23 protein-coding genes are annotated in these 24,015 nt (G+C 51.4%); 14 read left to right on the top strand and 9 right to left on the bottom strand.

All coding sequences use genetic code 11. The features are described from left to right. The first annotated feature begins 63 nt into the window (after window positions 1-63). From panB to A7K91_RS14220, 13 genes are all read left to right on the top strand, one after another. On the top strand, window positions 64-966 hold the full coding sequence (gene panB / locus A7K91_RS14280) for a 3-methyl-2-oxobutanoate hydroxymethyltransferase (RefSeq protein ID WP_068683834.1): 903 nt from the start codon (window positions 64-66) through the stop codon (window positions 964-966). Beyond that, complete coding sequence (gene panC / locus A7K91_RS14275; protein ID WP_068683833.1) at window positions 963-1,856, top strand: pantoate--beta-alanine ligase; 894 nt, start codon at window positions 963-965, stop codon at window positions 1,854-1,856. Before panB ends, panC begins: the two co-directional genes overlap by 4 nt. Next, window positions 1,841-2,224 (top strand): aspartate 1-decarboxylase, encoded by a 384-nt coding sequence (panD, locus tag A7K91_RS14270; protein WP_068683832.1) that lies wholly within the window; start codon window positions 1,841-1,843, stop codon window positions 2,222-2,224. The genes panC and panD overlap by 16 nt, the downstream gene beginning before the upstream one ends. A gap of 119 nt (window positions 2,225-2,343) precedes the next feature. Beyond that, window positions 2,344-3,057 (top strand): hypothetical protein, encoded by a 714-nt coding sequence (locus A7K91_RS14265; protein WP_068683825.1) that lies wholly within the window; start codon window positions 2,344-2,346, stop codon window positions 3,055-3,057. 14 nt (window positions 3,058-3,071) lie between these two features. Continuing rightward, complete coding sequence (gene dinG, locus A7K91_RS14260; protein ID WP_068684469.1) at window positions 3,072-5,990, top strand: ATP-dependent DNA helicase DinG; 2,919 nt, start codon at window positions 3,072-3,074, stop codon at window positions 5,988-5,990. Then, window positions 5,956-6,615 carry a redox-sensing transcriptional repressor Rex gene (locus tag A7K91_RS14255; RefSeq protein WP_068683823.1) on the top strand — a complete coding sequence of 220 codons (660 nt, stop codon included), beginning with the start codon at window positions 5,956-5,958 and terminating at the stop codon, window positions 6,613-6,615. The genes dinG and A7K91_RS14255 overlap by 35 nt, the downstream gene beginning before the upstream one ends. Continuing rightward, entirely contained in the window at window positions 6,596-7,897 is a 1,302-nt protein-coding gene (locus A7K91_RS14250; protein ID WP_068683821.1) for an amidohydrolase, read from the top strand. The genes A7K91_RS14255 and A7K91_RS14250 overlap by 20 nt, the downstream gene beginning before the upstream one ends. Window positions 7,898-7,929: 32 nt before the next feature. After that, the gene (locus A7K91_RS14245) at window positions 7,930-8,433 is read left to right on the top strand and encodes a hypothetical protein (RefSeq protein ID WP_156739559.1); all 504 of its coding nucleotides are present in this window, start codon (window positions 7,930-7,932) and stop codon (window positions 8,431-8,433) included. Between the two features lie 114 nt (window positions 8,434-8,547). Continuing rightward, complete coding sequence (locus A7K91_RS14240; protein ID WP_068683817.1) at window positions 8,548-9,087, top strand: hypothetical protein; 540 nt, start codon at window positions 8,548-8,550, stop codon at window positions 9,085-9,087. After that, window positions 9,080-10,573 carry an AAA family ATPase gene (locus A7K91_RS14235; protein WP_068683815.1) on the top strand — a complete coding sequence of 498 codons (1,494 nt, stop codon included), beginning with the start codon at window positions 9,080-9,082 and terminating at the stop codon, window positions 10,571-10,573. The genes A7K91_RS14240 and A7K91_RS14235 overlap by 8 nt, the downstream gene beginning before the upstream one ends. Window positions 10,574-10,692: 119 nt before the next feature. After that, entirely contained in the window at window positions 10,693-11,562 is an 870-nt protein-coding gene (locus A7K91_RS14230; protein WP_068683813.1) for a 3-hydroxyacyl-CoA dehydrogenase family protein, read from the top strand. After that, window positions 11,562-12,770 carry an acetate/propionate family kinase gene (locus tag A7K91_RS14225; protein ID WP_068683812.1) on the top strand — a complete coding sequence of 403 codons (1,209 nt, stop codon included), beginning with the start codon at window positions 11,562-11,564 and terminating at the stop codon, window positions 12,768-12,770. Before A7K91_RS14230 ends, A7K91_RS14225 begins: the two co-directional genes overlap by 1 nt. A 51-nt stretch (window positions 12,771-12,821) precedes the next feature. Then, on the top strand, window positions 12,822-13,508 hold the full coding sequence (locus tag A7K91_RS14220) for a DnaD domain protein (RefSeq protein ID WP_068683811.1): 687 nt from the start codon (window positions 12,822-12,824) through the stop codon (window positions 13,506-13,508). Window positions 13,509-13,697: 189 nt separating this feature from the next. On the opposite strand, the gene mtnB is transcribed toward A7K91_RS14220, so the two are convergent. From mtnB to A7K91_RS14180, 8 genes are all read right to left on the bottom strand, one after another. Then, window positions 13,698-14,351: a methylthioribulose 1-phosphate dehydratase gene (mtnB, locus tag A7K91_RS14215; protein WP_068683810.1), complete on the bottom strand. Its 654-nt coding sequence runs from the start codon at window positions 14,349-14,351 to the stop codon at window positions 13,698-13,700. After that, window positions 14,348-15,013, bottom strand: coding sequence for a 2-hydroxy-3-keto-5-methylthiopentenyl-1-phosphate phosphatase (locus tag A7K91_RS14210; protein ID WP_068683809.1), 666 nt, complete (start codon window positions 15,011-15,013; stop codon window positions 14,348-14,350). The genes mtnB and A7K91_RS14210 overlap by 4 nt, the downstream gene beginning before the upstream one ends. A 77-nt stretch (window positions 15,014-15,090) precedes the next feature. After that, window positions 15,091-16,323, bottom strand: coding sequence for a 2,3-diketo-5-methylthiopentyl-1-phosphate enolase (locus A7K91_RS14205; RefSeq protein WP_068683807.1), 1,233 nt, complete (start codon window positions 16,321-16,323; stop codon window positions 15,091-15,093). Next, window positions 16,320-17,189 (bottom strand): pyrroline-5-carboxylate reductase, encoded by an 870-nt coding sequence (gene proC, locus A7K91_RS14200; protein ID WP_068683804.1) that lies wholly within the window; start codon window positions 17,187-17,189, stop codon window positions 16,320-16,322. The genes A7K91_RS14205 and proC overlap by 4 nt, the downstream gene beginning before the upstream one ends. 25 nt (window positions 17,190-17,214) lie before the next feature. Beyond that, window positions 17,215-18,468, bottom strand: a complete 1,254-nt coding sequence (locus A7K91_RS14195; RefSeq protein ID WP_245697522.1) for a glutamate-5-semialdehyde dehydrogenase — start codon at window positions 18,466-18,468, stop codon at window positions 17,215-17,217. 28 nt (window positions 18,469-18,496) lie between these two features. Beyond that, a complete protein-coding gene (proB, locus tag A7K91_RS14190) occupies window positions 18,497-19,606 on the bottom strand; it encodes a glutamate 5-kinase (protein WP_068683801.1) in 1,110 nt (369 codons plus the stop codon). A 522-nt stretch (window positions 19,607-20,128) separates the two neighbouring features. Beyond that, window positions 20,129-21,322 carry a pyridoxal phosphate-dependent aminotransferase gene (locus A7K91_RS14185; protein ID WP_068683799.1) on the bottom strand — a complete coding sequence of 398 codons (1,194 nt, stop codon included), beginning with the start codon at window positions 21,320-21,322 and terminating at the stop codon, window positions 20,129-20,131. Window positions 21,323-21,406: 84 nt separating this feature from the next. After that, window positions 21,407-22,000 (bottom strand): hypothetical protein, encoded by a 594-nt coding sequence (locus A7K91_RS14180; protein WP_068683798.1) that lies wholly within the window; start codon window positions 21,998-22,000, stop codon window positions 21,407-21,409. 122 nt (window positions 22,001-22,122) lie between these two features. Here A7K91_RS14180 and A7K91_RS14175 point away from each other — a divergent pair, with 122 nt between their 5' ends. Next, window positions 22,123-22,926 (top strand): carbon-nitrogen family hydrolase, encoded by an 804-nt coding sequence (locus tag A7K91_RS14175; RefSeq protein ID WP_068683797.1) that lies wholly within the window; start codon window positions 22,123-22,125, stop codon window positions 22,924-22,926. Between the two features lie 11 nt (window positions 22,927-22,937). On the opposite strand, the gene A7K91_RS14170 is transcribed toward A7K91_RS14175, so the two are convergent. Beyond that, complete coding sequence (locus A7K91_RS14170) at window positions 22,938-23,837, bottom strand: LysR family transcriptional regulator (RefSeq protein WP_068683795.1); 900 nt, start codon at window positions 23,835-23,837, stop codon at window positions 22,938-22,940. Window positions 23,838-24,015 lie beyond the last annotated feature (178 nt).

Below are 24,015 nucleotides of genomic sequence, written 5' to 3'. Positions count from 1 at the left end.
ACTAGGCATGTTTCGTAATGGTAAGCGGATTTTTTGAACAACCTTAACTAGGAGATGAAGAGGATGAGGAAACGGTTAGGCATACATGCCCTCCGGAAGATGAAAAACGAAGGCAATCCAATTTCAATGGTGACGGCCTATGATTATCCGTCGGCTATTTTGGCAGAGGAAGCTGGAATCGACATTTTGCTGGTGGGGGATTCTTTAGGCAATGTGGTATTGGGTTATGAAACGACGTTGCCGGTTACGCTTGACGATATCGTTTACCATACTCGAGCGGTGGCAAGAGGCACTAGCGGGACGATGATTGTAGCGGACATGCCGTTTATGACCTATGGCGCAAGCCGCGAGCATACGCTGCTGAATGCTGCACGCATTATGCGCGAGGGCGGAGCCCAGGCGGTTAAGCTGGAGGGCGGCGAAGAAATTGCCGACGATGTAAAAGCTCTTGTAAATGCCGGCATTCCAGTCATGGGACATATTGGACTTACGCCGCAATCCGTGCATCAATTGGGCGGTTATCGCGTGCAGGGGAAGACGGAAGAGGATGCTGCCCGTCTTTTGCAGGATGCCATCGAATTGGAGAAAGCAGGCGCTTTTGCAATTGTATTGGAGCTTGTGACGGAGCAGGTTGCCGCTCAGATTACGAATAAGCTGTCCGTTCCCGTTATCGGGATCGGGGCAGGCAGATATTGCGACGGGCAAGTGCTTGTATTTCATGATTTGCTGCAATATTCTTCTCCTTATTTTGAGAAAAAATTTGTTAAAACATACGCGGATATTGGAACAACGATTCGAGGCGCCATTGAAGGCTTTGTGCAGGATGTAAAAACGCGGGCTTTTCCAGCCGAGGAGCATGTCTTCCAGCCGGATAGCCGTGGACCTGAGCGGCTTTACGGCGGCGAGGCTGACGTCGTTAATGAGCAGAATAGGTCTCAAAGCGCCAAGGAAGTGACGGTAAAATGATCATTTGCAGAACCATTGCGGATTTGAAGGAAAAGCTTCATACATTAAGAAGCGGCGGCAAAAGCGTTGGATTTGTGCCGACAATGGGTTATTTGCATGAAGGACATGCCAGCTTGCTAAGAAAGGCCCGCGAGCGGGACGATGTGGTTGTGCTCAGTATTTTTGTCAATCCCATGCAGTTTGGGCCGGGAGAGGATTTGGACCGGTATCCGCGAAATGAGGAGCGGGATTTGGCGCTTGCTGAGAGCTGCGGATGTGATCTGGTATTTCTGCCCGTCCAGGAAGAGATGTATCCTTCAAGGCCGCTGACTTCTGTTAAAATAAGCGGCTTGACGGAAAGGCTGTGCGGAGCCAGCAGGCCCGGCCATTTCGACGGCGTTGGACTGGTGGTTGGAAAGTTGTTTAATCTGGTTTCCCCAACCCGTGCTTATTTTGGCATGAAGGATGCTCAGCAGGTGGCAGTTATAAAAACGATGACGGCAGACCTGAATTTTGACGTTGAAATCGTAACCGGGGAAATTGTCAGAGAGCCTGACGGCCTTGCTCTAAGCTCGCGCAATGTGTATCTATCCCCCGTTCAGCGCGAGCAGGCGGTGGTTCTGTCGCGTTCTCTTCGGGAAGCGAAAGAAATGTGCATGAAGCCTGGCATGACGTCAGGAGGCCTGATTAAGGCTGTGAGAGAGGCCATTAATGGCGCGCAGGATGCCGTTATTGATTATGTGGAGCTTTTGCTTTATCCTTCGCTGGAGCCTGTACCTGAGGATCAGCCCCTTAACGAGCTGCGGGAAACCTTTATTGTGGCTCTTGCCGTTAAATTTGGCACAACTCGACTGATTGATAATGCTTTGTTTGATCACACCGGAGGTGAATCAGCATGTTCAGAACAATGATGAAGTCCAAGCTGCACCGTGCAACCGTAACGGAAGCAAATCTGAATTATGTAGGCAGTATTACCATAGACGAGGATTTAATGGATGCAGCGGACTTGCTGCCCAATGAAAAGGTGCAAATTGTCAACAACAACAACGGAGCTCGGTTTGAAACGTATGTCATCACCGGTGAAAGAGGATCGGGCGTTATTTGCCTGAATGGCGCAGCGGCCAGACTGGTGCAGCCAGGGGATCAGGTTATTATTATTTCTTATGCCTCCATGACTAATGAAGAAGCCAGAAGCTACAAGCCGATTGTTACGATTCTGGACAGCGAGAACAAACCCGTGAAGCTGCTGAATGAAGAGCTGCACGCCACAATCCTTTAAGCTCATACATGGGATGTTGCCGCCTGCTTTATGCAACGGCTGGCATGCCGTATGAAAAGACCCCTGCAAACAAAAAATGACCGTATCACACCTACTCCATTGATAAGGCGGGATGCGGCATGATTGGGCATGTGTTCGCGGCAATGAACGAAATGCTTGACGGGATCAAACAGCAGTATCCGGGTTCGGCTGACCAGGAAAAAAGTCTTTTATTGGAGCAGATTGCAGGCCTCAAGGCGCTAAGCGACGAATTTATCGAGCAATGGCTTCAATTCGAGGAAAAGCTTGCGGAGCTTGGCGAGCTGGCTCCGGTACCAGCACTGCCGGCTTATGAAATGTTTGCCGCCAAGCAGGCGGGGGAGACCGGAAATAAGCCGGGCGGGGCTTTTCCGTGCAATGCCAATGATTTGACCGTTCCCGAGGAATTTTCCGGCATGATGGACAAAGGCCAAGGCTATTATAAATTATTTATGTTTGATGAAGCGGCAAAATATTTTCAATTGATGGTTGCCGCAGCTCCGGAATGCAATATGGCACGGCTGTTTCTTGGCATGAGCCAGATGCATTTGCGAAATTGGAACGAGGCGCAGGGTCATTTTCAACTGCTTGTTGTTTTGTCGGACTTTCCCAAATGGGTTGCTTTAGGATATAATGCGCTTGGGTGCATTCATGCGATACGAATGAATATGGCTTTAGCCGAAGAGCTGTTTCGCAAAGCGCATGAAATTTATCCCGAGTTTACCGATTCTTTAAGCAATTTGCAATCATGCAGGCAGTCGGCCGCCGGACAATTGTCGCTGTATTTTGGCAGTACGGAGCTGATTTATTTGTGAAAGGACAGGGATGGATGAAATATGCGATTCTGGATTTAGAGACAACCGGACATAGCGCCGATGATGAAATTATACAAATTGGCGTTGTGTTTGTCTCACATGAGCTGGCTATTCTGGATACGTACAGCTCGTTTGTTAAACCCGCCATTATCATTCCATCCTTTATTACCGGGCTGACCGGAATTACTAACGATACTGTTAAAGATGCGCCTCCCTTGCACGAAGTATTGAAGGAGCTGCTGCCGCTTTTGGAGGACACGGTGCTTGTTGCGCATAATGTCGGCTTTGATGCCTCATTTTTGAATCAAGCGCTCGAGCGCTGCGGATACCTTCCGCTTAACGGCCGCAGGCTGGATACAATGGATTTGCTGCGCATTCTGTTTCCTTCCATAACGACCTATCAGCTGGGAGCTGTAGCGGATCTTTTTGGCATAAGTCATGAACGTCAGCACCAGGCTGACAGCGACGCGATGGCTACAGCGGAGATTTTTATTCGCTCCGTCCAAAAACTGCGTTCTTTGCCGCTGCTTACATTGCAGCGGCTCTCTGCGTTAATTGACACCACCAAAGATCTGCACTGGTTTCTGCGCTTGATCGAGCAGGAGCTGGAACAAACGACGGTATTGGAATCCGCTGAATACGACTACTACCGCCAGTTTGCTCTCAAGGCAAGGGAGTGGAGCGAGGAGCAGCCTCCGCGAGGCGAAGGCGGCAATGAAGGTCCAGCCATTACAATGACCTTTCAGGAATATCTCGACAGCATCAAATCAGCCATGATGGACAAGTTTGCTGCCTATGAGGAACGAGAGCCGCAAAATATGATGTTTGACGAGGTTTACAAAGCGTTGTCGAACGACAGCCATCTGCTGATTGAAGCAGGAACGGGAACAGGGAAATCGTTAGGGTATTTGATTCCGGCGCTATATCACGGCGTGCAGAGCGGCAGCAAGGTTGTCGTCAGCACGCACACCATCAACCTGCAGGAGCAAATTCGCGGGCGCGATGTGCCGCTTTTGGAGGAGGTATTGCCGTTTCCTTTCCGGGCGGCGATTTTTAAGGGCAGAGGCAATTATCTCTGCATGCGGAAGTTTGAAAGCAAGGTTAACACGCTGGATTTTGCAACGCCGAATGATGATGGCGTTACCGCTTCTCAAATGATCGTATGGCTTGGCGAAACCGAAACCGGCGATCAGGAGGAATTGAATTTTGGAAGCAGGGGAGCGGATTTTTGGCAAAGCGTAGCCAGTGACGCAGATTCCTGCCTGAATCGGGCTTGCCCGTGGTTCAAGCGTTGTTATTACCATCGCGCCAAGCACGAATCCAATATTGCCGATGTATGCATAACCAACCATTCCTTGCTGTTTACCGATGTGCAATCAGAGCACCGGCTTTTGCCCGCTTATTCCCATCTCGTTATAGACGAGGCCCATCATGTGGAGGAGACGGCTAGCAAACATTTGGGCTTCAACGTAAACTATTATTCCTTCATCAATACCTCTATGCACTTATTCAAGGACAGCCGCAGCGGAATGCTTCTGAATTTGCGTTATCGCTTACAGCAGGAGGATGACGAGCGGGTTAATGCATGGATCGAAACCATAGACGCGCTGCTTATTCCCAAGCTTCAGAACATGAAGGAATATTGGGATAACCTGTTTGAGCAGTTATTTGGGCTTATCGGCACTTCCGGAGAAGGCCCGGGTGACAACGGAGCGGCTGTTTTGAGGCTTCAAGGCAGCGAGCCTCCCGAAGGGTGGGACGATATCGCATCCTGCGAGGAAAATGTTCATACGGCATTGTCCATGTGGCTTAAAGATTGCGAGAAGCTTGCGTCGGATATTAAAGAACGGATTGATGATCACGGCGTTCAGGCAGCGCTGACGGATTTAAACGGAGAGTTGAGAAATTTTGCGCGGATCAAGGATGAATTGCGGATTTTGGCCAAAATGGAGCAGCCGGATTTTGTATACTGGCTGGAAGCCAGCCCGGTTATGCGTCATCGCTCTCTGCATTTCTATGCGGCGCCAATTCAAGTCAGCAGGCAGCTGCAAACGTATTTTTTTGATGCAAAAGACAGCGTCATCATGACTTCGGCAACGTTAACCGTCCAGAAATCGTTTCAATATGTGATGGAGCAGCTGGGGCTGGAGGGCTACGAGGTACAGAACAGGCTGCAAACCGTGCAGCTCCCATCGCCGTTTCAGTACAGGCAGCAAGCGCTTGTCATCGTGCCGCGAGATTTTCCGCCCTACAAAGGCGCTTTTCCCGACTCCTCTTATCTGGAACGATTAGCCCGATCCATACATGATGTTGCTGTGGAAACGGGGGGCAAAATGCTGGTGCTGTTTACCTCGTACCGGATGCTCAGGGCAGTTTACGAATTGCTCAAGGACCCGCTGGAGGCTTCCGGCATACAGGTGCTTGGCCAAGGCATCGACAGCAGCAACCGTACCAAGCTGACTCGCCGCTTCCTGCAGCAGGCCGAATCTGTTTTATTGGGTACAAGCAGCTTTTGGGAGGGCGTTGATATTCCAGGAGAAGCATTGACCTGTCTGGCTATCGTCCGCCTGCCGTTCCAGCCGCCCAACCATCCAGTTGCCGAGGCAAAGGCGGAGCTGCTGCAGAGAAAGAAGCAAAATCCGTTTATGAAATTGTCTATACCGCAAGCAGTTATCCGGTTTAAGCAAGGCTTTGGACGTCTGGTCCGAACGGCGCATGATAAAGGAATTGTCATTATTTATGATACTCGCGTTATCGAAGCCTACTATGGCAAGCATTTTCTTTATTCCTTGCCGGGACCAAAGATGGAAACGATGTTTACAGCCCAGATCGTGCCGAGAATTCGGGAGTGGCTCATACCGGAAAATGAAGGTTCATACGAAGAGGGAGGCGACAGGGATGAAAAGCGCGAAAATATCGGAAGCAGTCGTTAGACGGCTTCCTATCTATCTTCAAGCTTTGAACGAATTGCACAGCCGCGAAATCGGAACCGTATCCTCGCAGGAGCTTGGACAACGGCTGGATCTCAATCCGGCGCAAATTCGCAAGGATCTGGCCTATTTCGGCGAGTTTGGACGCAAAGGGATCGGATACGACGTTATCTATCTGATTGAAAAAATCCGCCAGATTCTGAAAGTAAACCAGACCATTAATGTTGCGCTGGTGGGAGCGGGTAACCTGGGCCTGGCTCTGTGCAATTACAACAAATATTCCAAGGACAATATGAAGATTACAGCGGTGTTTGACGACAATCCGCAAAAAATAGGAACCAAAATCAACAATTTGCTTGTTCAGCCAATGGACGAGCTTGTGGAAACGGTCAAGCAGGGCGAAATTCGCATCGGCATCATTACCGTTCCGGCGGTGGAAGCTCAAAATGTAGCCAACCGTTTTGTGGAAGCGGGGATAGAGGGTTTGCTAAACTTTGCTCCTGGCATTCTTCGCGTGCCGGAGGAGGTTCGGGTTCAGAATGCAGATTTTACCCGCGAATTGTTAAGTTTGGCCTATTATTTGAATCAGGACGAGGAGGAAGACGAAGATGGGTCAACTCTGGATTAAAGAAGGACTTTTTATATCAATGGAGGATGGCGTTTCGCCCTTCAAGGGCCATATGGTCGTTGATGGCGATATCATTACATACCTGGGTGAAAAAGCGCCTGAAGGTTTGAAAGAGGACGTCGAGGTGCTGGACGGCAGCAAGCTTGCGTTTATGCCGGGTCTGATCAATACCCATGGCCATGCTGCAATGAGCCTGCTTCGCGGCTTCTCCGACGACCAGAAGCTGCAAATATGGCTGGAGCAAAAAATGTGGCCTATGGAAGCCAAATACGAGGATGCGGACACATCGGCCGGCGCCGCGCTTGCTATTGTGGAAATGCTCAAGACGGGTACAACAACGTTTGTCGACATGTATGACCGCATGGATAAGGTTGCGGCCGTTACGGAGCAGTCCGGCATTCGCGGCGTATTGACTCGCGGCGTAATCGGCCTCTGTCCCGAGGAAGTGCAACAGGAGAAGCTGGACGAAGCTATCGCATTTGCCCGTGAATGGAACGGGGCGGCAAACGGCCGGATTTCGACAATGCTGTCTCCGCATGCGCCTTATACATGTCCGCCTGCATTTATCGAAAAATTTGTTCAGGCGGCTCATGACTATGATTTGCCGCTGCATACGCATATGTCGGAAACGATTGCCGAGGTTGAGCAAAATGTTGCCGATTACGGTAAACGCCCCGTGGAGCATCTTGATCAATTAGGCTTTTTTTCACGTCCGGCGCTGCTCGCCCATGCGGTGCATCTGACTGATGACGAAATCGCTCTTTTGGCCAGCAGGGGAGCTTCCGTATCCCATAACCCGGTCAGCAATCTTAAACTTGCGAGCGGTATTGCCCGGCTTAACGATTTGATGAAGGCTGGCGTAAAGGTATCCCTTGGTACGGATAGCGTAGCCAGCAACAATAATCTGGATTTGTTTCAGGAAATTAATATGGCGGCTTTGCTGCATAAAGGCGTATCGGGCGATCCAACAGCTGTGCCGGCCTCGGAGGCCCTCAAGCTTGGTACGGCATATGGAGCAGAGGCAATCTGGCAGGGTGACCGGATCGGCAAGCTGAAGGCTGGCTATAAAGCGGACTTTATCGGCATCAATCTGGACCAGCCGCATTTTTATCCGCTATCTGATGTTATTTCCCATCTTGTCTATGCAGGAACGGGCAGAGATGTCGTGCATGTCTGGGTAGACGGGAGGCAAGTGCTGCGGAACGGCATCTGCACGTTGCTGGATGAGGAAAAAATAGTTAGGGAAGCAGCCGCCCGTTTTGAAAGGCTGCTGCAGGGCTGATGCGCGCCATCCAGAGAAAGCGTCCTCCTTTTATGACAAGGAAACGCTGGATTTTGATTTCGATAGCGGTCATTGTTTCATTGGGCGTATGGTTCGGCTTTTATTTTCGCGAGGTGATGGGTCCCCGCTGGTCAGAGCTGAATCAGGCTCGCGAGGCGGCATTGGAAAGCGGCTTGATTGCCGATGTCGAACAATTGAACAAGCATGTCTGGGAAGAGGTAACCTGGGTTGCGGAAGGCAAAAACGAGCTTGATCAGGAAATCTACTTGTTTATGCTGGCTGATGGACAAATCGAAACGTATGACAAAAGCAGGGTGGTTTCGGAGCAGGAGCTTCGGGAGCGGTTCAAGCAGGAAAAGCCGGAAACCGAAGTGATCTCCATATCGCCGGGACGGATGCGCGGCGGTCCGGCCTGGGAAATTTATTACACAGAGACATCGGATAAAGGCGTGAGCCATTACTACCGGTTTTATCGCTTTGATGAAACCGCAGAGCTGCTGGACACATTCAGATTGCCAACAACGACGGGACCGTAAGGTCCCGTTTCCTGTTTTTACACGCCCAATTAAGCAGCTCAATATGATATACTCTGATATAGACAAACTGATAGATCAAAGTATATCAAACAGAGATGCGGAGGGATTTAGGGGATGAGAAAACCACGTTGGGCGCCGACGGCAGTCATTGCTGTGTTGGCGGCAGGGTTGTTGTTTGGCGGTTATATGCTATACAGCTATTTCTTTGTAGCCGCCCCACTTAGCGAAGCGGTCCAAGCCGTGCCGGGTGTCGCGAAGGCTGGCGAACCCGTTATTGACCAAAGCACCATTAAAGTGAGTTTAGAGCTGGAGAAGGACGCCAGCTTAAGCCAGGTATATCGCGATATTGCCGCCGCAAGCAAGCAAAATGGCGGTGACCGGCAGCTGGAATTGGATATAGCCTCTGCATCTTCAGAGGAGCTGGAGCAGCTGTGGCAAAGCCTGTTGTTCCAGGTAGCGGAGGCGATGGAGAACAAGACGTATTCAATCATTCCGCAAGCAGTGGAGCAAGCTGCAAAGCAGCATGATAAAGTAGAGGCTTCCACCGAGATGGACGAGCGCAATGTTTATATTACACTGAGAAAAGACGGAGCCTCCAAATATATGGTTTTGCCTCGCACAGGCGCAAGCTTGGGGGTGTGGAGCCATGCGTAAATACGGTATAGAGCTTTTGATCGGCGGAGCAGCGGCTTTATTATTGTTCCTTGCATATATCGGGGTAAATGTTGTTCCCGTGCTTTTGCTTGTCTGTCTTGGAGCGGGCGTTGCTTTTGCTTCCAAAGGTCGTGGACGATTGGCGGCTATGCCGGGTAAAAACGGCCGACAGCTTCCCGTAAGCTCGACATTCACTTTTGAGTCGATAGGGGGACAGGACCGCGCCAAGACAGAGCTTGTGGAAGCTCTCGATTTTCTGGTAAAGCGCGAGCAGATTGCCAAGCTGGGTATACGGCCGCTTAAAGGCATCCTGCTGGCAGGCCCTCCAGGAACGGGCAAAACACTGCTTGCTAAAGCGGCGGCTCAATATACCGACTCGGTATACCTTACGGCTTCAGGAAGCGAATTTGTAGAGATGTACGTCGGCGTGGGCGCCGGCCGGATTCGCGACCTGTTTCGGGAAGCGCGCACCAAAGCAAAAAAAGAAGGCAAAGGCAGCGCGGTTATTTTTATCGACGAAATTGAAGTGATTGGCGGCAAGCGCGACGGCGGCCAGCAGCGTGAATATGACCAGACCTTGAATCAGCTGCTTACAGAAATGGACGGCATCCACGGCAATGAGAATCCGCGCATTTTGCTTATTGCGGCAACAAACCGCAAGGAAATGCTGGATAGCGCCTTGCTGCGTCCCGGCCGTTTCGACCGTCATATTACCGTGGATTTGCCCGACCGAAAGGGCCGGCGCCATATTCTTGGCATTCATGCCGCCAACAAGCAGCTTGACAGCTCGGTGGATTTAGATGAAGTTGCGGAGCAAACCTTCAGCTTCTCGGGCGCGCAATTGGAGTCCGTTATGAACGAAGCCGCCATTTATGCGATGCGGGAGGATCTGGAGGAAATCGGAAAGCTGCATATGACTATGGCGATTGATAAGGTGATGCTGGGTGAAAGAAGCGATAAGGAAACATCGCCTGACGAGCGCAAAAGGGTTGCCCTGCATGAGCTGGGCCACGCAATCGCGGCCGAAACGCTGCGTCCCGGAAGTGTCTCGCAGGTAGCGCTATCGCCGCGGGGCGGAACGTTAGGTTATGTGCGGCATCAGCCGCTGCAGGATCAATACCTGTACAGCAAACAATATTTGCACGAGCAGATTATGATTGCGCTGGGCGGAGCCGCAGCGGAAGAGATGTTTTACGGTGAACGGAGCACTGGCTCGCGCGGCGATTTCGATCAGGCGGTCGGCATCGTCAAGCATTTGGTGGAATGCGGCTTGACGGAACTGGGCATTATAGATTCAACGATGATGACACCGGATCGCTGGGCGGAAATTACTTCTTCGATTCTGGATGGGCTGATGGCGGAAACGAAGGAAAGGCTGGAGCGTCATCGTGACGTTTTTCAGTTATCGCTTCCGGAATTGCTGAAGGAAGAAAATCTGAATGGAAGCCGTTTTAGAGAGCTCTTGGCGCAAAATGTGGCGGTATAAGCAATAAAAACGGTTACATTATTACAATTTAAAGGCGGACCTCAGGTTCGTCTTCTTTTTTGTCGAAAATCCGTTATAATAGTAGAGAAATCTCAATCCAGAGGGAGCAGTTGCTGCATATGATAAAGAAAGTTGGCGTTATTGGATTAGGAACGATGGGGCAAGGCATTTCTGAAATGCTTGCCGCAAAGGGACTTGATGTCGTCGTCATCGAGAGAACAAACGAAAGACTGTCTTACGGCATGAGCATGGTTGAAATCAACCTGGACAAGCAAATTGAAAAATGGGCGCTGACAGGCACAGAGAAAAAATTAATCCTGTCCCGTATTCATGCTGCTATCACGTACGAGGAGCTAGCTAGCTGCGAGCTTGTGATCGAGACCATTTCGGAGGATTTGGAAGCGAAAAAAGAAGTTTTCCGGCGTCTGGATGATATTTGCAAGGAAAACACCATACTGGCAAGCAATACTTCAACACTCAGCCTGACGGAGCTGGCAAGCGCAACACGCTTTCCGCAAAGGGTAATCGGGCTTCACTTCATATATCCCGTCTCCAAAATTGATTTGGTTGAAATTGTGCGCGGCTTAAAAACATCGGACGATACGTTTGCACAAACGAAATATTTTGTAGAAGAAATCATTCACAAAAACGGAATAATGGTATTTGAATCGCCGGGCTTTGTGACAACAAGGCTTATTTGCTTGTTGATCAACGAAGCACTGCATGTGCTTGAGGAAGGCGTTGCGTCAGCCGAGGATATTGATAATGCCATGAGAACCGGTTACAGCTTCCAGCATGGGCCGTTTGAAATGGCGGACCGCTTCGGTCTGGATTCCGTGCTTGCTGCGATGGAAAATATGTTCCGCGAATACGGCGAGCTGAAATATCGTCCTTCCATCGTGTTGAAAAAAATGGTGCGCGCAGGACATCTTGGCGTTAAAACGGGTTACGGCTTTTTCCACTATGACAAGGATGGGGATCGAATCTAATGAAAGTACTAGTTATTAATGCTGGCAGCTCGTCGCTGAAATACCAGCTCTACAATATGACAGATGAATCCGTGCTTGCAAGCGGCCGCGTGGAACGAATCGGCATGGATTCCTCCATCGTAACGCATGAGCCAACCGGCAAGCCGGAGGTTCGCGACGTCAGCGAAATTCTGGATCATGTCACAGCCGTCAAACGCGTCATTGACATGCTGACTCATGATGAACACGGCGTGATTTCGTCCATGGACGAAATCGACGCAGTCGGCCACCGCATCGTACACGGCGGCGAGGTGTTCAAAAATTCGGTATTGGTTACTGCTGAAGTCAAAAATGAAATCAAAAGACTGTTTGACCTGGCGCCGCTGCACAACCCTGCCCATATGATGGGGATCACCGCGGTCGACAACAATCTGCCGAACGTGCCGCAAGCGGTCGTATTCGATACGGCATTCCACCAAACGATGCCGGCCTCGTCGTACCTTTACCCTATTCCGAAGGTATTGTACCGCCGTCACAAAATTCGCCGCTACGGCTTCCACGGCACTTCGCATGCCTACGTCAGCGACGTAGCTGCAAGCTACCTGAAAAAGCCGCTTAACGAGCTGAAGATGGTCACTTGCCATATCGGCAATGGCGCAAGCGTGACAGCTATTCTGGACGGCAAATCGTATGACACCAGCATGGGCATGACTCCGCTGGAAGGTCTGATGATGGGAACCAGAAGCGGCGATATCGATCCTGCTATCGTTCCTTTTGTTATGGGCAAGGAGGAGCTTACGCTGAGCGAGGTTAACTCCATGCTGAACAAGCACAGCGGCATGATGGCTATCTCCGGCGTTAGCAGCGATATGCGAGAAGTGATCGACGCCATGAACGAAGGCGACGAAAATGCCAAGCTGGCTTTTGATATGTATGTCTACCGGGTTCGTAAATATATTGGAGCTTACGCTGCTGCGATGAACGGCATCGATACGCTAATTTTTACAGCGGGCGTTGGCGAAAACTCCTCCGTGCTTCGTGAAGCTGTGTGCAAAGGGATTACGTTCCTTGGCATTGAGCTGGATGATGAAAAAAATGCTATTCGCAGCAAAGAAGCCAGAGAAATTTCAACGGCGGCTTCACGGGTTAAAGTGCTGGTTGTGCCAACCAACGAAGAGCTGCTGATTGCAAGAGACACGTTTGAGCTGGTACAGAACGCTTCGAAATAAATGCCGGATTCCGTGCTGATTATGCCGTTTTAGGCGGGGGAGGATGCAGTCTTGAGCGATGATTTATGGAAGGCATATACTCATGGCATGGCTGCGGCGCTTGGAGGGCGGGGGGTATACCTGCCCTCCTTGCTTCTTAAAAGCGCGGCTGAGCTTGGGCTGAACCATTCGGAGGTTATGCTGCTGCTGCAAATTCTGATTTGCTCGGAGGGCGAAGGCAATGACTTTCCAACGCCGGTCGAGCTTGCCGAGGTAATGGGGAGCACATCCCGCCAGGTTGAAGGCTGGCTGGGGCGGCTGATCAAGGATGGTTTTTTGAGCATTGACGATTTTGTAGAGCCTGGCACGGGGATTCAGGGGGAGCGTTATAATTGGAGCGGGTGGCTGATGAAGGCAGCGGAATGGGAAACGGCTCGAAAGCGCGAAGCGCGAAAGTCATCCGAGTCCACCACTATGCGAAAAACCAAACCAAAGCCGGACACCAATTTATTTTCCGTTTTTGAGCAGGAGTTTGGCCGGCTGCTCTCGCCAATGGAATGCGAAACCATTAGCGCCTGGCTGGATCAGGACAACTATTCAGAGGAAATTATTTTATTTGCTCTCAAGGAATCTGTTTTTGCCGGAAAGCTGAGCTTGCGTTATATCGATCGCATCCTGATGGAATGGAGCCGCAATCGGATAACCAATGCTGAGGAAGCAAGAGCTCATGCAAGCAAGTTTCATGGCGGGCGCGGTTAAGGCTCGCTCTACTATAATGCCAGTAGTAAAAAGGGGCTATCCGAAAAGTAAAGCGGAACGAATAATTATCAGCAGGTACCGGTTTTGCTGATTAATTATTCACCGTAACAGACTTTTCGGATAACCCCTTTTGCTGCTTCTCAAACATGATGGCCAAATGTTAACCTATGCCGTATATATGCCGTATTTTTAAGCCTTGCCGCTTTTCAGCAGCTCCAGCCGGTATACATATTCGAAAATAAACTCAAACGCCTCCAGATGGCGCTTGGCTTCAAAAGCGTTGGCTCCCCACGCATATATGCCATGCTTGCGCAGCAAAATGCCGGGTATGCGGCTATCGAAGCGTTCCGTTATTTCCGGTACGATGGAAGGGATGTGGGCATAATTGGATACAATCGGAATTTGTATTTCCGCTTCCTCATCCCATATGTTAAACCCTTTAATTAATTCTACGCCAACAGCAGGCACGCTTCCACGATCCCAGAAATACTCCGAAATGACATTATTAAAGACGGTGTGCACATGAAAAATGGCGCCTGCTCCGGTCAACCGGTAAATTTCACAATGGATCAGCGTTTCAGCGGAGGGTTTCAGGCTTGTTGCTTCGGCGGGCTTTCCGGTCTGGTCGACAAACAGATAGTCCTCCGGCGTATGCACCGTTTTGTCCTTGCCGCTTGCGGTTATGGCAAAATGAAACTCGTCGGGGCGATAATCGCCAACCCGCACCGACAAATTGCCGCTTGTACCGGGAAACCAGCCTCGTCCGGCAAAAAGCTCCTTGACGGATCTCAATTCTTGGAGCGCCGCTTGCTTTTGCTCGGTTGTAACACTTTGGAAGCTCATGCTTGCTCCATCCTTTCTTTCTCCAGCGCCGCAATAATATCGTGGAAGGTTTCATATTCAGTATGGCTTAATCCCAGCTCTTTGCACTTCGTTGTTAAATGGGAGCGGGAGAAAATGACGTCAGCCAGTTTGGCTCCTTCAAAATCGGTTACGCTGTCGCCGATTACGATGCGGGTATAGTCCTCCGCCGGAAACCGGCGCATAATGGTCGTTTTGCACATGCCGCAATCATTGCTGCATTGTCCGTCGCAAGGATGCGGCCACGTAATGGCGATGCGTTCTCCGCTGAAGTCGCTGCCGTTGTAATAGATATGATCCTTTGGAATGTCAAAAGGCTTTAAGACGGGATACACAAAAAAATCAATACCGCCGCTGGTCACATAAAACTCTATATCGTTTGCTTCGCAATATTGAAGAAATGAACGGAAGCCATCTCGAATGACCGCATTGGAGACGCCAAAATCAATCACCTCTTGCTCCATAGAGGAAGGGAGGAGAGCAAAAAGGGCGCTAACACCGCTGCGGATAGACAGCTCGGTGGAAATTACTTTTTGTGCGAGCTGCTCCCAGCCCTCCGGGTTAAAATGTTTGATGATAGCGATAATATTGTCATTAACCGTGATTGTTCCGTCAAAGTCGCAAAAAACAACCTTCTTTTTCATTTAAAAGTGAATCTCCTTCTTCATATTCAAGCTCAAGCCGTGTTATTTTGGAGCTATGTTGAGACTAATGAGCGGCATTAGGACTCTCTGACACCCCATGCTTCAATTGCGGCCAATAGTGCCTCGTGACCGGGAGTAGACGCGGCTTCACGCAACGGAATGCCTGCGCCTGCTGCGTCAATCGCTTGGCGGAAGGCTCGTCCGCCCGCAGCCGTGCCGCCAGGATGTCCGTGAATGCCCCCGCCTGCGTTAACAACAACGTCGCGGCCAAAGTCCTTTAGAATAAGCGGAACCAGGCCGGGATGAATGCCTGCCGAAGGCACCGGGAAGCTGGTTTTCAGCCCATGCAGCGGCGCTAGCAAAGCATCCTTGACGGCCATATTTTCTTCCCTTGGCATCACAACCGAGCCGTAAGGGGAAGGGAACAAAACAAGATCGGCTCCCGCCAGCCGCATTAGCTTGCCCAGCAGCAGGGAGGCGCTAATCCCGTAATGGGGAGAAGGGTAAATCGCTCCTGCCATTGCAGGATGCGCCGCTATCGGCACTGAAATAGTGGGGTCGCTGCTAAGCTCGTGAAGCACATCGAAGCCGTAAGCCAGCACATTAAACAACAAAGCGTTAGCGCCAGCCGCAATGGCTTTGCGCGCCTGTTCGGCAAGACGGGAGGTCGGGCCGGTCAGGTTGACCGCATAAAGCAGCTTTTGCCCCGTTTCGCTCTGCGCCTTGGCTGCCGCCTCCATACAAGCCTCAACACGCTTCTCCAGCGGAGTCAGCGGGTTTTCAAACAGGATTTCATCATCCTTGATCAGATCGACGCCGCCTAACGCTTGACGGTAAAATTGCTCCTGCAGATTAGCGAGGTCATAACCGACCACCGATTTGAAAATGCTCATGAGCAAGGGGCGGTCGTGAACGCCCAGCAAATTGCGGACGCCTTCCAGGCCAAACTTCGGCCCTGGAAAAGCGGAGGCAAAATGCTGCGAAACCTCAAGGTCGATAAGCCGGATTTTTCCGTCCATCGACAGCTTGCCAAATACGGTAACAAGCAGGGCGGGCAAGTCGCGGCTGAAGTTAATGTCGGGATATGCGATGGCAATATCGGCATAACGGGTTCCCGCTGCTCCATCCTGTGCTTCAAACACCTCTACGGAAACAACCTTACCGAGATGTTTTTCCATCTCCGCCTTTTGCGCCTCAGGCAGCTCCGTCCAGCTTCCCACGGTTAAGCCAACCGCAATGGACAACGCTTTTTTGTGGAAGTCGGCCTTATCATCAAAGGCGCGGTAGGTCGCTACGCATACGCCATTCATTTCGAAACGCTCCTTTCAATATCCCGGCCCATCTCGTCCGCGCGTTCAGCAGCCCTGAACATGGCTTTAATAAAGGTGCCGGACCAATCGCCATCCGAAAGCACTTCTATAGCGGCTTGTGTCGTGCCGCCCGGAGAGGTCACCTTGCGGCGCAGCTCCTCCGGTTTTTCACCCGTCAAACGAACCATTTCGGCGGCTCCTGTTACGGTCTGCAAAATAAGGCGATGCGCGGTTTCGCGTTCGATGCCAAGCTGGCTCGCCGCGTCGATCATGGCCTCCATAAAGTAATAGACATATGCGGGACCGCTGCCGGACAAGCCGGTAATGGCCCCTTGCAGCTTCTCCTCCACAACGGCGTGAATGCCAAAGGAGCTGAAAATGGTTTCCGTTATTTCGCGCTGCTCCTGCGATACCGCTGCGGAATAGCTAATGCCGGTTGCACCTAATCCAATGGTGCTGGATGTGTTGGGCATGCAGCGTACAATAGGCTGGCTGGCTCCCAGCAAAAACGCCATCGTTTCAATGGACAAGCCTGCAATGACGGAAATGATGAGCGTTCCAGGGGATAGCAGGCCGTTAAGCTGAGTCAGCGCTTCTGCCGCATCCTTAGGTTTCATTGCGAGGAAAATAATATCCGCCCCGCGGAGCAATTCTTCCTTTGAACCTCCGTCCAAAAGAGTAGTTACATTGTAAAGGCGCTTCAGCTCGGCCAGTCTTTCGCCGCCGCTGCGGTTCAGCATAGAGACGCGCTGGGGAGCCAGCAGCTTCTTTTGCAGCATGCCCCGCAGAATCGCCTCCGACATGGAGCCTGCTCCGTAAAAACATACATGTAAATCCGATATAGCGTTGCTTGCTGCTGTATTCATTGTTGTTTCCTCCATTTAAACTCAGTTATCCTCTGATTTGGCCATTCCCGTATATGCGGTATTTCGTCGAAGTCAGAGAAGGCAAGCCCATAGGACCGCGTGCATGAAGCTTTTGCGTGCTGATGCCGATTTCCGCTCCATAACCAAATTCAAAGCCGTCGGTAAAGCGGGTTGAAGCATTATGATAAACCGCTGCGGCGTCAACCTCCTGCAGGAACCGTTCAGCGTTATCAGCATTTTCGGTTACAATACATTCGGAGTGCTTGGTGCCAAAAGCGGCAATATGCTCCAGAGCCTCGTCAAGGCCCGATACGATTTTTACATTTAAAATATAGTCATTGTACTCCGTTGCAAAATCCTCGTCCGTTGCCTTACGCGCATTTGCCAGCTCGCCGGATGTTACGCCGCTAATGCGAAGCTCTGCATCGGCCTTGACCATAGGAGCCAGAAGCTCTTCGAGGCCGCCGTTTCGGGCAAAGGCTACGTGGACAAGCAGCGTTTCCATCGAATTGCACACGGACGGGCGCTGCATTTTGGCATTATAGGCGATGGACGAAGCCATTGCGGGATTGGCGCTTTCGTCGACAAAGACATGGCAAATGCCTGCGCCTGTTTCGATGACGGGAACAGTGGCGTTTTGTACGACATTTTGAATCAATGCCGCGCCGCCGCGAGGAATGATTACATCCAATAGTCCGTTTAAACGAAGCATCTCATTGACGGATGCCCGGTCGGAATCCTCGATAAGCTGAATAGCGTCAGGCGGCATATCCGTCGTTTTCAGGCTATTACGCAAAACCTCGACGATTTTGGCGTTGGAGGAAAGAGCAGCCGAGCCGCCGCGCAGCACGACGCAATTTCCGGTTTTCAGGCAAAGTCCAGCCGCATCAACCGTTACATTCGGGCGGGCTTCATAGATAATGCCTATTACGCCGATGGGAACGGCGATTTGCTCCACCTTCAGTCCGTTAGGACGCGTAAAAGATTGAATGGTCGCGCCTACGGGGTCTTGAAGCTGGACAATTTGGCGAAGGCCCTCCGCAATACCGGCAATTCTTTCATGATTCAACGCAAGGCGGTCGAGCAGGGAAGGGCTGGTGCCTTGCTCCTTGCCACGGCTCAAATCCTCGGCGTTCGCGGCGATAATATCGTCGGAATGGGCCAATAACGCATCTGCCATCGTTTCCAGCGCGTTGTTTTTTTGAGCGGTAGTCAGCCGGTTCATGGCAGCGGCTGCTTTTTGCGCTGCGGTAGCTTTTTGAATCACTTCGCTTGTCATTAGGATCATCCTCGCTTTTTTATAAAAATTATGATTTTAGTGTAATCCATTCGTCTCTATGAATGACTTCAATGCGGTTTACCTCGATTCGGCGGGCTACTTCCTCGCTGCCTAAGCCGGATGCCGCCTGCAGCTGCCAGGCGGCATAGTTGACGACGCCCCGGCCAAGCGTTGCGCCGTCTGTGTCTACCACTTCAACCACGTCGCCGGGATGAAAGTCTCCCGATATGGCCGTCACGCCTGCAGGCAGCAGGCTTTTGCCGCGAACCAGCAGCGCTTCGACCGCCCCGTTGTCCACTGTAATAACGCCTTGTGGAATGGAGTGGAAGCCAAGCCATTGCTTTTTCATGGGCAGGCTGTGCAGCTTTGTATCAAAATAGGTGCCTTTGCCGCTTCCCGACACGGCGTTTGCCAGATCGTCCCTGGTCTGTATTTTGCCGATGAAGGTGCGAACGCCGCCTCGCATGGCGATTCGCGCCGCTTCGATTTTGGAGCGCATGCCCCCGGTTCCTACCGCTGAGCCGGAGCCGCCGGCCACCTTGAGAATATCCTCGGATATTTGCTCCACAAGCGATATTTTGGTTGCGTTGGGATTGATGCGCGGGTCCTCGGTATAAAGGCCGTCCATGTCGGTAATGATAACCAGCTTGCTTGCTTTTGTCATAGCCGCCACCAGCGCGGATAAATTGTCGTTGTCGCCAAACTTCAGCACAAGCTCATCGGTTGCAACGGTATCATTTTCATTAATAATCGGAATAATGCGGCGCTTGAGCAGCTCCTCCAGCGTCATGAGCGCATTCTGAATGCGCCTGCGATTGGAAAAATCGGCTCTCGTGAGCAGGATTTGAGCGGCCACGATGCCGTATTGGGACAGCTCCTCCTGGTAAGCCTGCATCAGCAGCGCTTGGCCAACCGCGGCAGAGGCTTGCTTTTCATGCACGGCCTTAGGCTTGGCAGCGTATCCGATTTTCATAAAGCCTGCTGCTACCGCTCCCGAAGTGACCAGCATCATTTCATCGCCTCTGGCATGCTGTGCAGCCAGCTCTGCGGCGAAAAAAGCGATTCTCTCGCGGTTTAAGCCGCCTTCCTCGGAAGTAAGGGAGCTGCTTCCGATTTTTACAACGATTCGTTCCGACATTGAACATCCCGTCCTCATCTGGTTTTATGACGACAACCCTTTTATGACAACAAAAAAGACTTTCATCCTATAAAGGACGAAAGTCTTGGCTTCCGCGGTACCACCTTTGTTGACAGCCGCTGATGGAGAAGATGGGCTGTCCGTCTTTATGCCCTGTAACAGGGGGCGCTGTCCGGCTTGTCGCCAGCCGCTCGGAGGTAGGTTCAGCTAGGGGCCCACGGTAAATTCTTGCAGCCTTCGGAATTTACTCTCTGGACGCGGCCGGTCAAGCTTACTGGTCCCGTCATTGCGTTATCTATAATAGAAGTTCAAAAAGTTCACTTTTCAGTATCGAGAAGATGGCATAAAGCTAGAAATTGAGGAGCGGAGCTTAGTGGAAGCTAAGTGAGCACCGGAGATTTCGGCTGAATGACATATTCGACGTCGGCCATGCCGCAAGGCATGATACGTAATGGAAAGTGTACTTTTTGAACATCCTTGTTAATTGTAGTAAGGATAACATGAAAGAATTGCAGTGTAAAGCTAACAGAACAGCCCCAGCCGCCCGATTCTTGCAATAGCTTCGCGAAGCCTGTTTTCGTCGCTCAGCAATCCCAGCCTGACGTAGCCTTCGCCGTTTGACCCAAAGCCAACGCCGGGCGCTACAACCACATCCGCCTCCTGCAAAAGCTTGTCTGCAAAGCGTTCGGATGTGTAGCCTTCTGGAACCGGAAGCCAGCAGAAAAAAGACCCGCCCGGTTTTTCGGCCCTCCAGCCAATTTCCGCCAGCGCCTCGTATAAAGCGTCACGTCTGGACTCATAGACCTCATTAAGCTCCGAGACGCAGTCCTGCGGTCCGCTTAGCGCCAGAGCGGCGGCTTCCTGTATGCCGCCGAAGAGGCTGCAATAATAATGATCCTGGATCAGATTGATTAAGGCTACGACATTGGCGTTGCCTAACGCAAAGCCTACCCTCCAGCCAGCCATATTGTACGATTTGGACAAGGTGTAGAATTCAACGCCAACCTCCTTGGCGCCGGGCGTCTGAAGGAAGCTGACAGGCCGTTTTCCGTCAAAGCCGATGGCTCCGTACGCAAAGTCGCTTGCCATAACCACGCTATTTTCCCGGGCAAAAGAAACACATTCTTCATAAAAAGCGGGCGTTGCCACTGCGCCGGTGGGGTTGTTGGGATAGTTCATAAACATCAGCTTGGCTTTGTCTGCAACGTCTCGCGGAATGGCCTTCAAGTCCGGCAAAAAGCCGTTTTCCTCTCGCAGCGGCATAAAGCTCATGCTGGCGCCGGCCAAGGCTACGCCTGACCAGTAGTCAGGATATCCGGGGTCTGGCACCAGACAAATATCGCCTGGATTTAGCAGGCATTGACTGATTTCCACCAGCCCCGTTTTTCCGCCGAACAATATGGCTACCTCCGTTGCAGGGTCCAGCTCTACGCCGTAATCTTCCTTGTAACGCAAGGCAACGGCCTCTTTTAAAAATGAATATCCGCTGAAAGGGGGATATTTATGGTAAAGGGGATTGGCTGCCGCCTCCTGCAGCTTAGCTACTATATGGGGCGGGGTAGGGCGGTCGGGATTGCCTTGCCCCAAATTGATAACATCCCTTCCTTGCGCGATTCTAGCGTTCGCCTTGCCCACCAGCTTGGCAAAAAACTGCTCCGGCAGACCCGCCATCCGTTCCGCAGGCTGCACGATTGAAACTTGTAAACGGCTTTCCATTCCATCACTCTCCGCATTCCATAGACATTGACAATAATGTAGCACGAAGCGGGCCGGATTTGAAGATGGGGAAGCCAATTCCTTTCAAAGCGGGAGAGCTATTCTTTTGACAAAATCGTCTGTGTTGCTCCTGAACAAAAAGAGGTAAGGCTTGTTATCGCTATTGAAAGCAAGCAGGAGGGGCGGCTTGTCCTTGGCGAGAAACAGGAACAGGTTATCCGCATTAAAATGAATGCTGCCGCTTCGGATAGCCGTTTGGGCTGCAAGCGGCACGCGGATGACATAGCTGTAGCCTTGACCGGGCGACATCTGCGGAGCAAGTCCTGTCACCGTTTTTGTCCACTCCAGCGCCATTTGCTGAAAACGGGCGTCGTTGGGAATGGTTTTTATTATTTTGCCCATTTCAACATCGAAAACTTGAACAGGTCCAGGGTAAGCCGTAATCTGATTTGTCCGTTTGGTCCTGTATGCTGCCTGCCGATTGAGGCCGAAGCCTTCGGCTTCAATGCCGGCAAGCTGCAGCGGAACCTGATTAGCCGCATCAATTTCCGTTTCGGACGCCATTACGGAGGCTGCCGTTTTCATTTGCGGGACGGCTTCAGCAGGCGCAAATCCCATTGCCCACCAGAAGCACCATACAGCGGTTATTGTGAGTAGCTTCCTTTTTTTGGAGCTCATACGTATACCCTCCTTAAAACGTAAATAAGCTGTCAGCGTTCTGTTCTTACCATGCCCAGCTTGACAGGTTACCATGAGAGGGTATCATTAGGGAAATGATGAATCACCGGGAGGAAATAGCGATGAGCAAAGAGCTGAAGCTGGCGCTGCTGCAAATGGATATTAAAGCGGGAGATCCCGAAAGCAATTATAAAAAGGCTGATACCATGCTGCGCGAAGCGGTATCAAGCGAAATAAAACCCGATATCCTCGTATTGCCGGAAATGTGGAATACGGGGTATGCGTTGAATGAAATAGAGAGGCTGGCAGACAAGGATGGCATGGTCACAAAAACGTTTTTGTCGTCTTTTAGCAAGGAGCATGGCGTTATCGTAGTTGGCGGCTCAATTGCCGAGCTTAGGGAGGACGGCGTCTATAATACCTCTTATGTTTTCGGCAGAAACGGAGAGCTGCTGGGGCAATACGCCAAAATGCACTTATTCAGACTGATGGAGGAGGAAAAGTATTTACAAGCGGGACAAAGCATGGGGCGGCTTGAGGTGGAGGGCGAGGAAGCAGGAGTCATGATCTGCTACGATATCCGTTTTCCGGAGCTGTTCCGCAGTCTGGCGCTGGGCGGCGCAAAGCTGGCCTTTGTGCCGGCGGAATGGCCTAACCCCCGTCTGCACCATTGGCGCACCCTTCTGACCGCCCGTGCCATCGAAAACCAGATGTTTGTTGTTGCGTGCAACCGCTGCGGAACAAGCGGCGATACCAGCTTTTTCGGTCATTCCGTCATCATAGACCCCTGGGGTGAAACGGTCGCCGAGGCGGGCGAGGAGGAGGGCATCCTTACCGGAGTTATTTCATTAGGCCTGGTTGATGAGGTCAGGTCCAGAATACCCGTTTTTGAGGATCGCCGTCCGTCACTATACACGCTTGACTAATACTATTGAGGTTACGGGCTGCCGATGTTTTTCATCGTGCTGTTTAACGTTGCAATAAACGCTTCGGCAGCCTTGGACAGATACCGCCCCTTGCGGCTTGCAACGACCAGTTGCCTGGTCGGCTTGTTGGCGAGCGGCAGATAGGCCGGAGACATGTCCGAGCCTCTGCTTCTCGTAAGCATTTGCGGCACAAAGGCAATACCCATTCCGCCGGCCACAAGCGATTGCACGGTTTCAATATTGCTGCTTTCAAAAACAATGGATGGCGTAAAGCCGGATTGCTGGCAAAGCTCAACCGTGATTTGCCGGAAGCCTTGTCCTCTTTTGAGACCGATAAACGGTTCATTTGCCAATTCACCGATGTCAATGGAGCCGCTGCGGCCCACTAATGGATGGGATGGGGGAACGGCAAGGCAAATCTCTTCCTCCAGAAACGGCTGCCATGCCAGGGAGTTATCAATCAGCGGCAGGGAAAGCAGGCTGATGTCCGTCCCGCCGCTTGCGGTTAACTGCTCCAGCTTGGCGGTTGTTTCTTCCACCAGCACCACTTCGATCTGGGGGTACTTGGCGCCGAATTCAGGCAGCACCAGCGGCAGAACGTGGGAGCCTGTAATAGGCAAGGTTCCTACAACGAGACGGCCGCGTCTCATCTGGGCCATGTCGTCCATCTCTTGCTTCAGCTGCTCCACCGCATCCAGAATGGATTGCGATTTTTCTACAAATACATGCCCCGCCTGGGTCAGCTCGACAGAGTTGGTGGTTCGCCTGAACAGCAAAACGCCCAGCTCCTGCTCCAGCTTGGAGAGCTGCTGGCTAAGCGAAGGCTGCGCAATATGAAGCTTGTCGGCCGCGCGGGAAAAGTTTTTTTCGGCTGCAATTTGAAGGACATAATTTAATTGTCTCAGTTCCATAGGTTGAACTCCCCTGGTGCCTGTGCAGAAGCAGATATTGGATAAAACGCCAATAGCGCAAAGCCGGAGCGGAGCTGCAATAGATCGGAGCCGCCCGTCACCCATAATCTGCGCCTGTACAAAACACGCCTTTTTTATTATAGTTAATTTCTATAGACATTATAGATATTATATCTTA

This window comes from Paenibacillus oryzae (assembly GCF_001675045.1).
GTDB lineage: Bacteria > Bacillota > Bacilli > Paenibacillales > Paenibacillaceae > Pristimantibacillus > Pristimantibacillus oryzae.
Note: the sequence above shows the minus strand (reverse complement) of the source record. Positions and strands in the feature narration are given on the sequence as shown.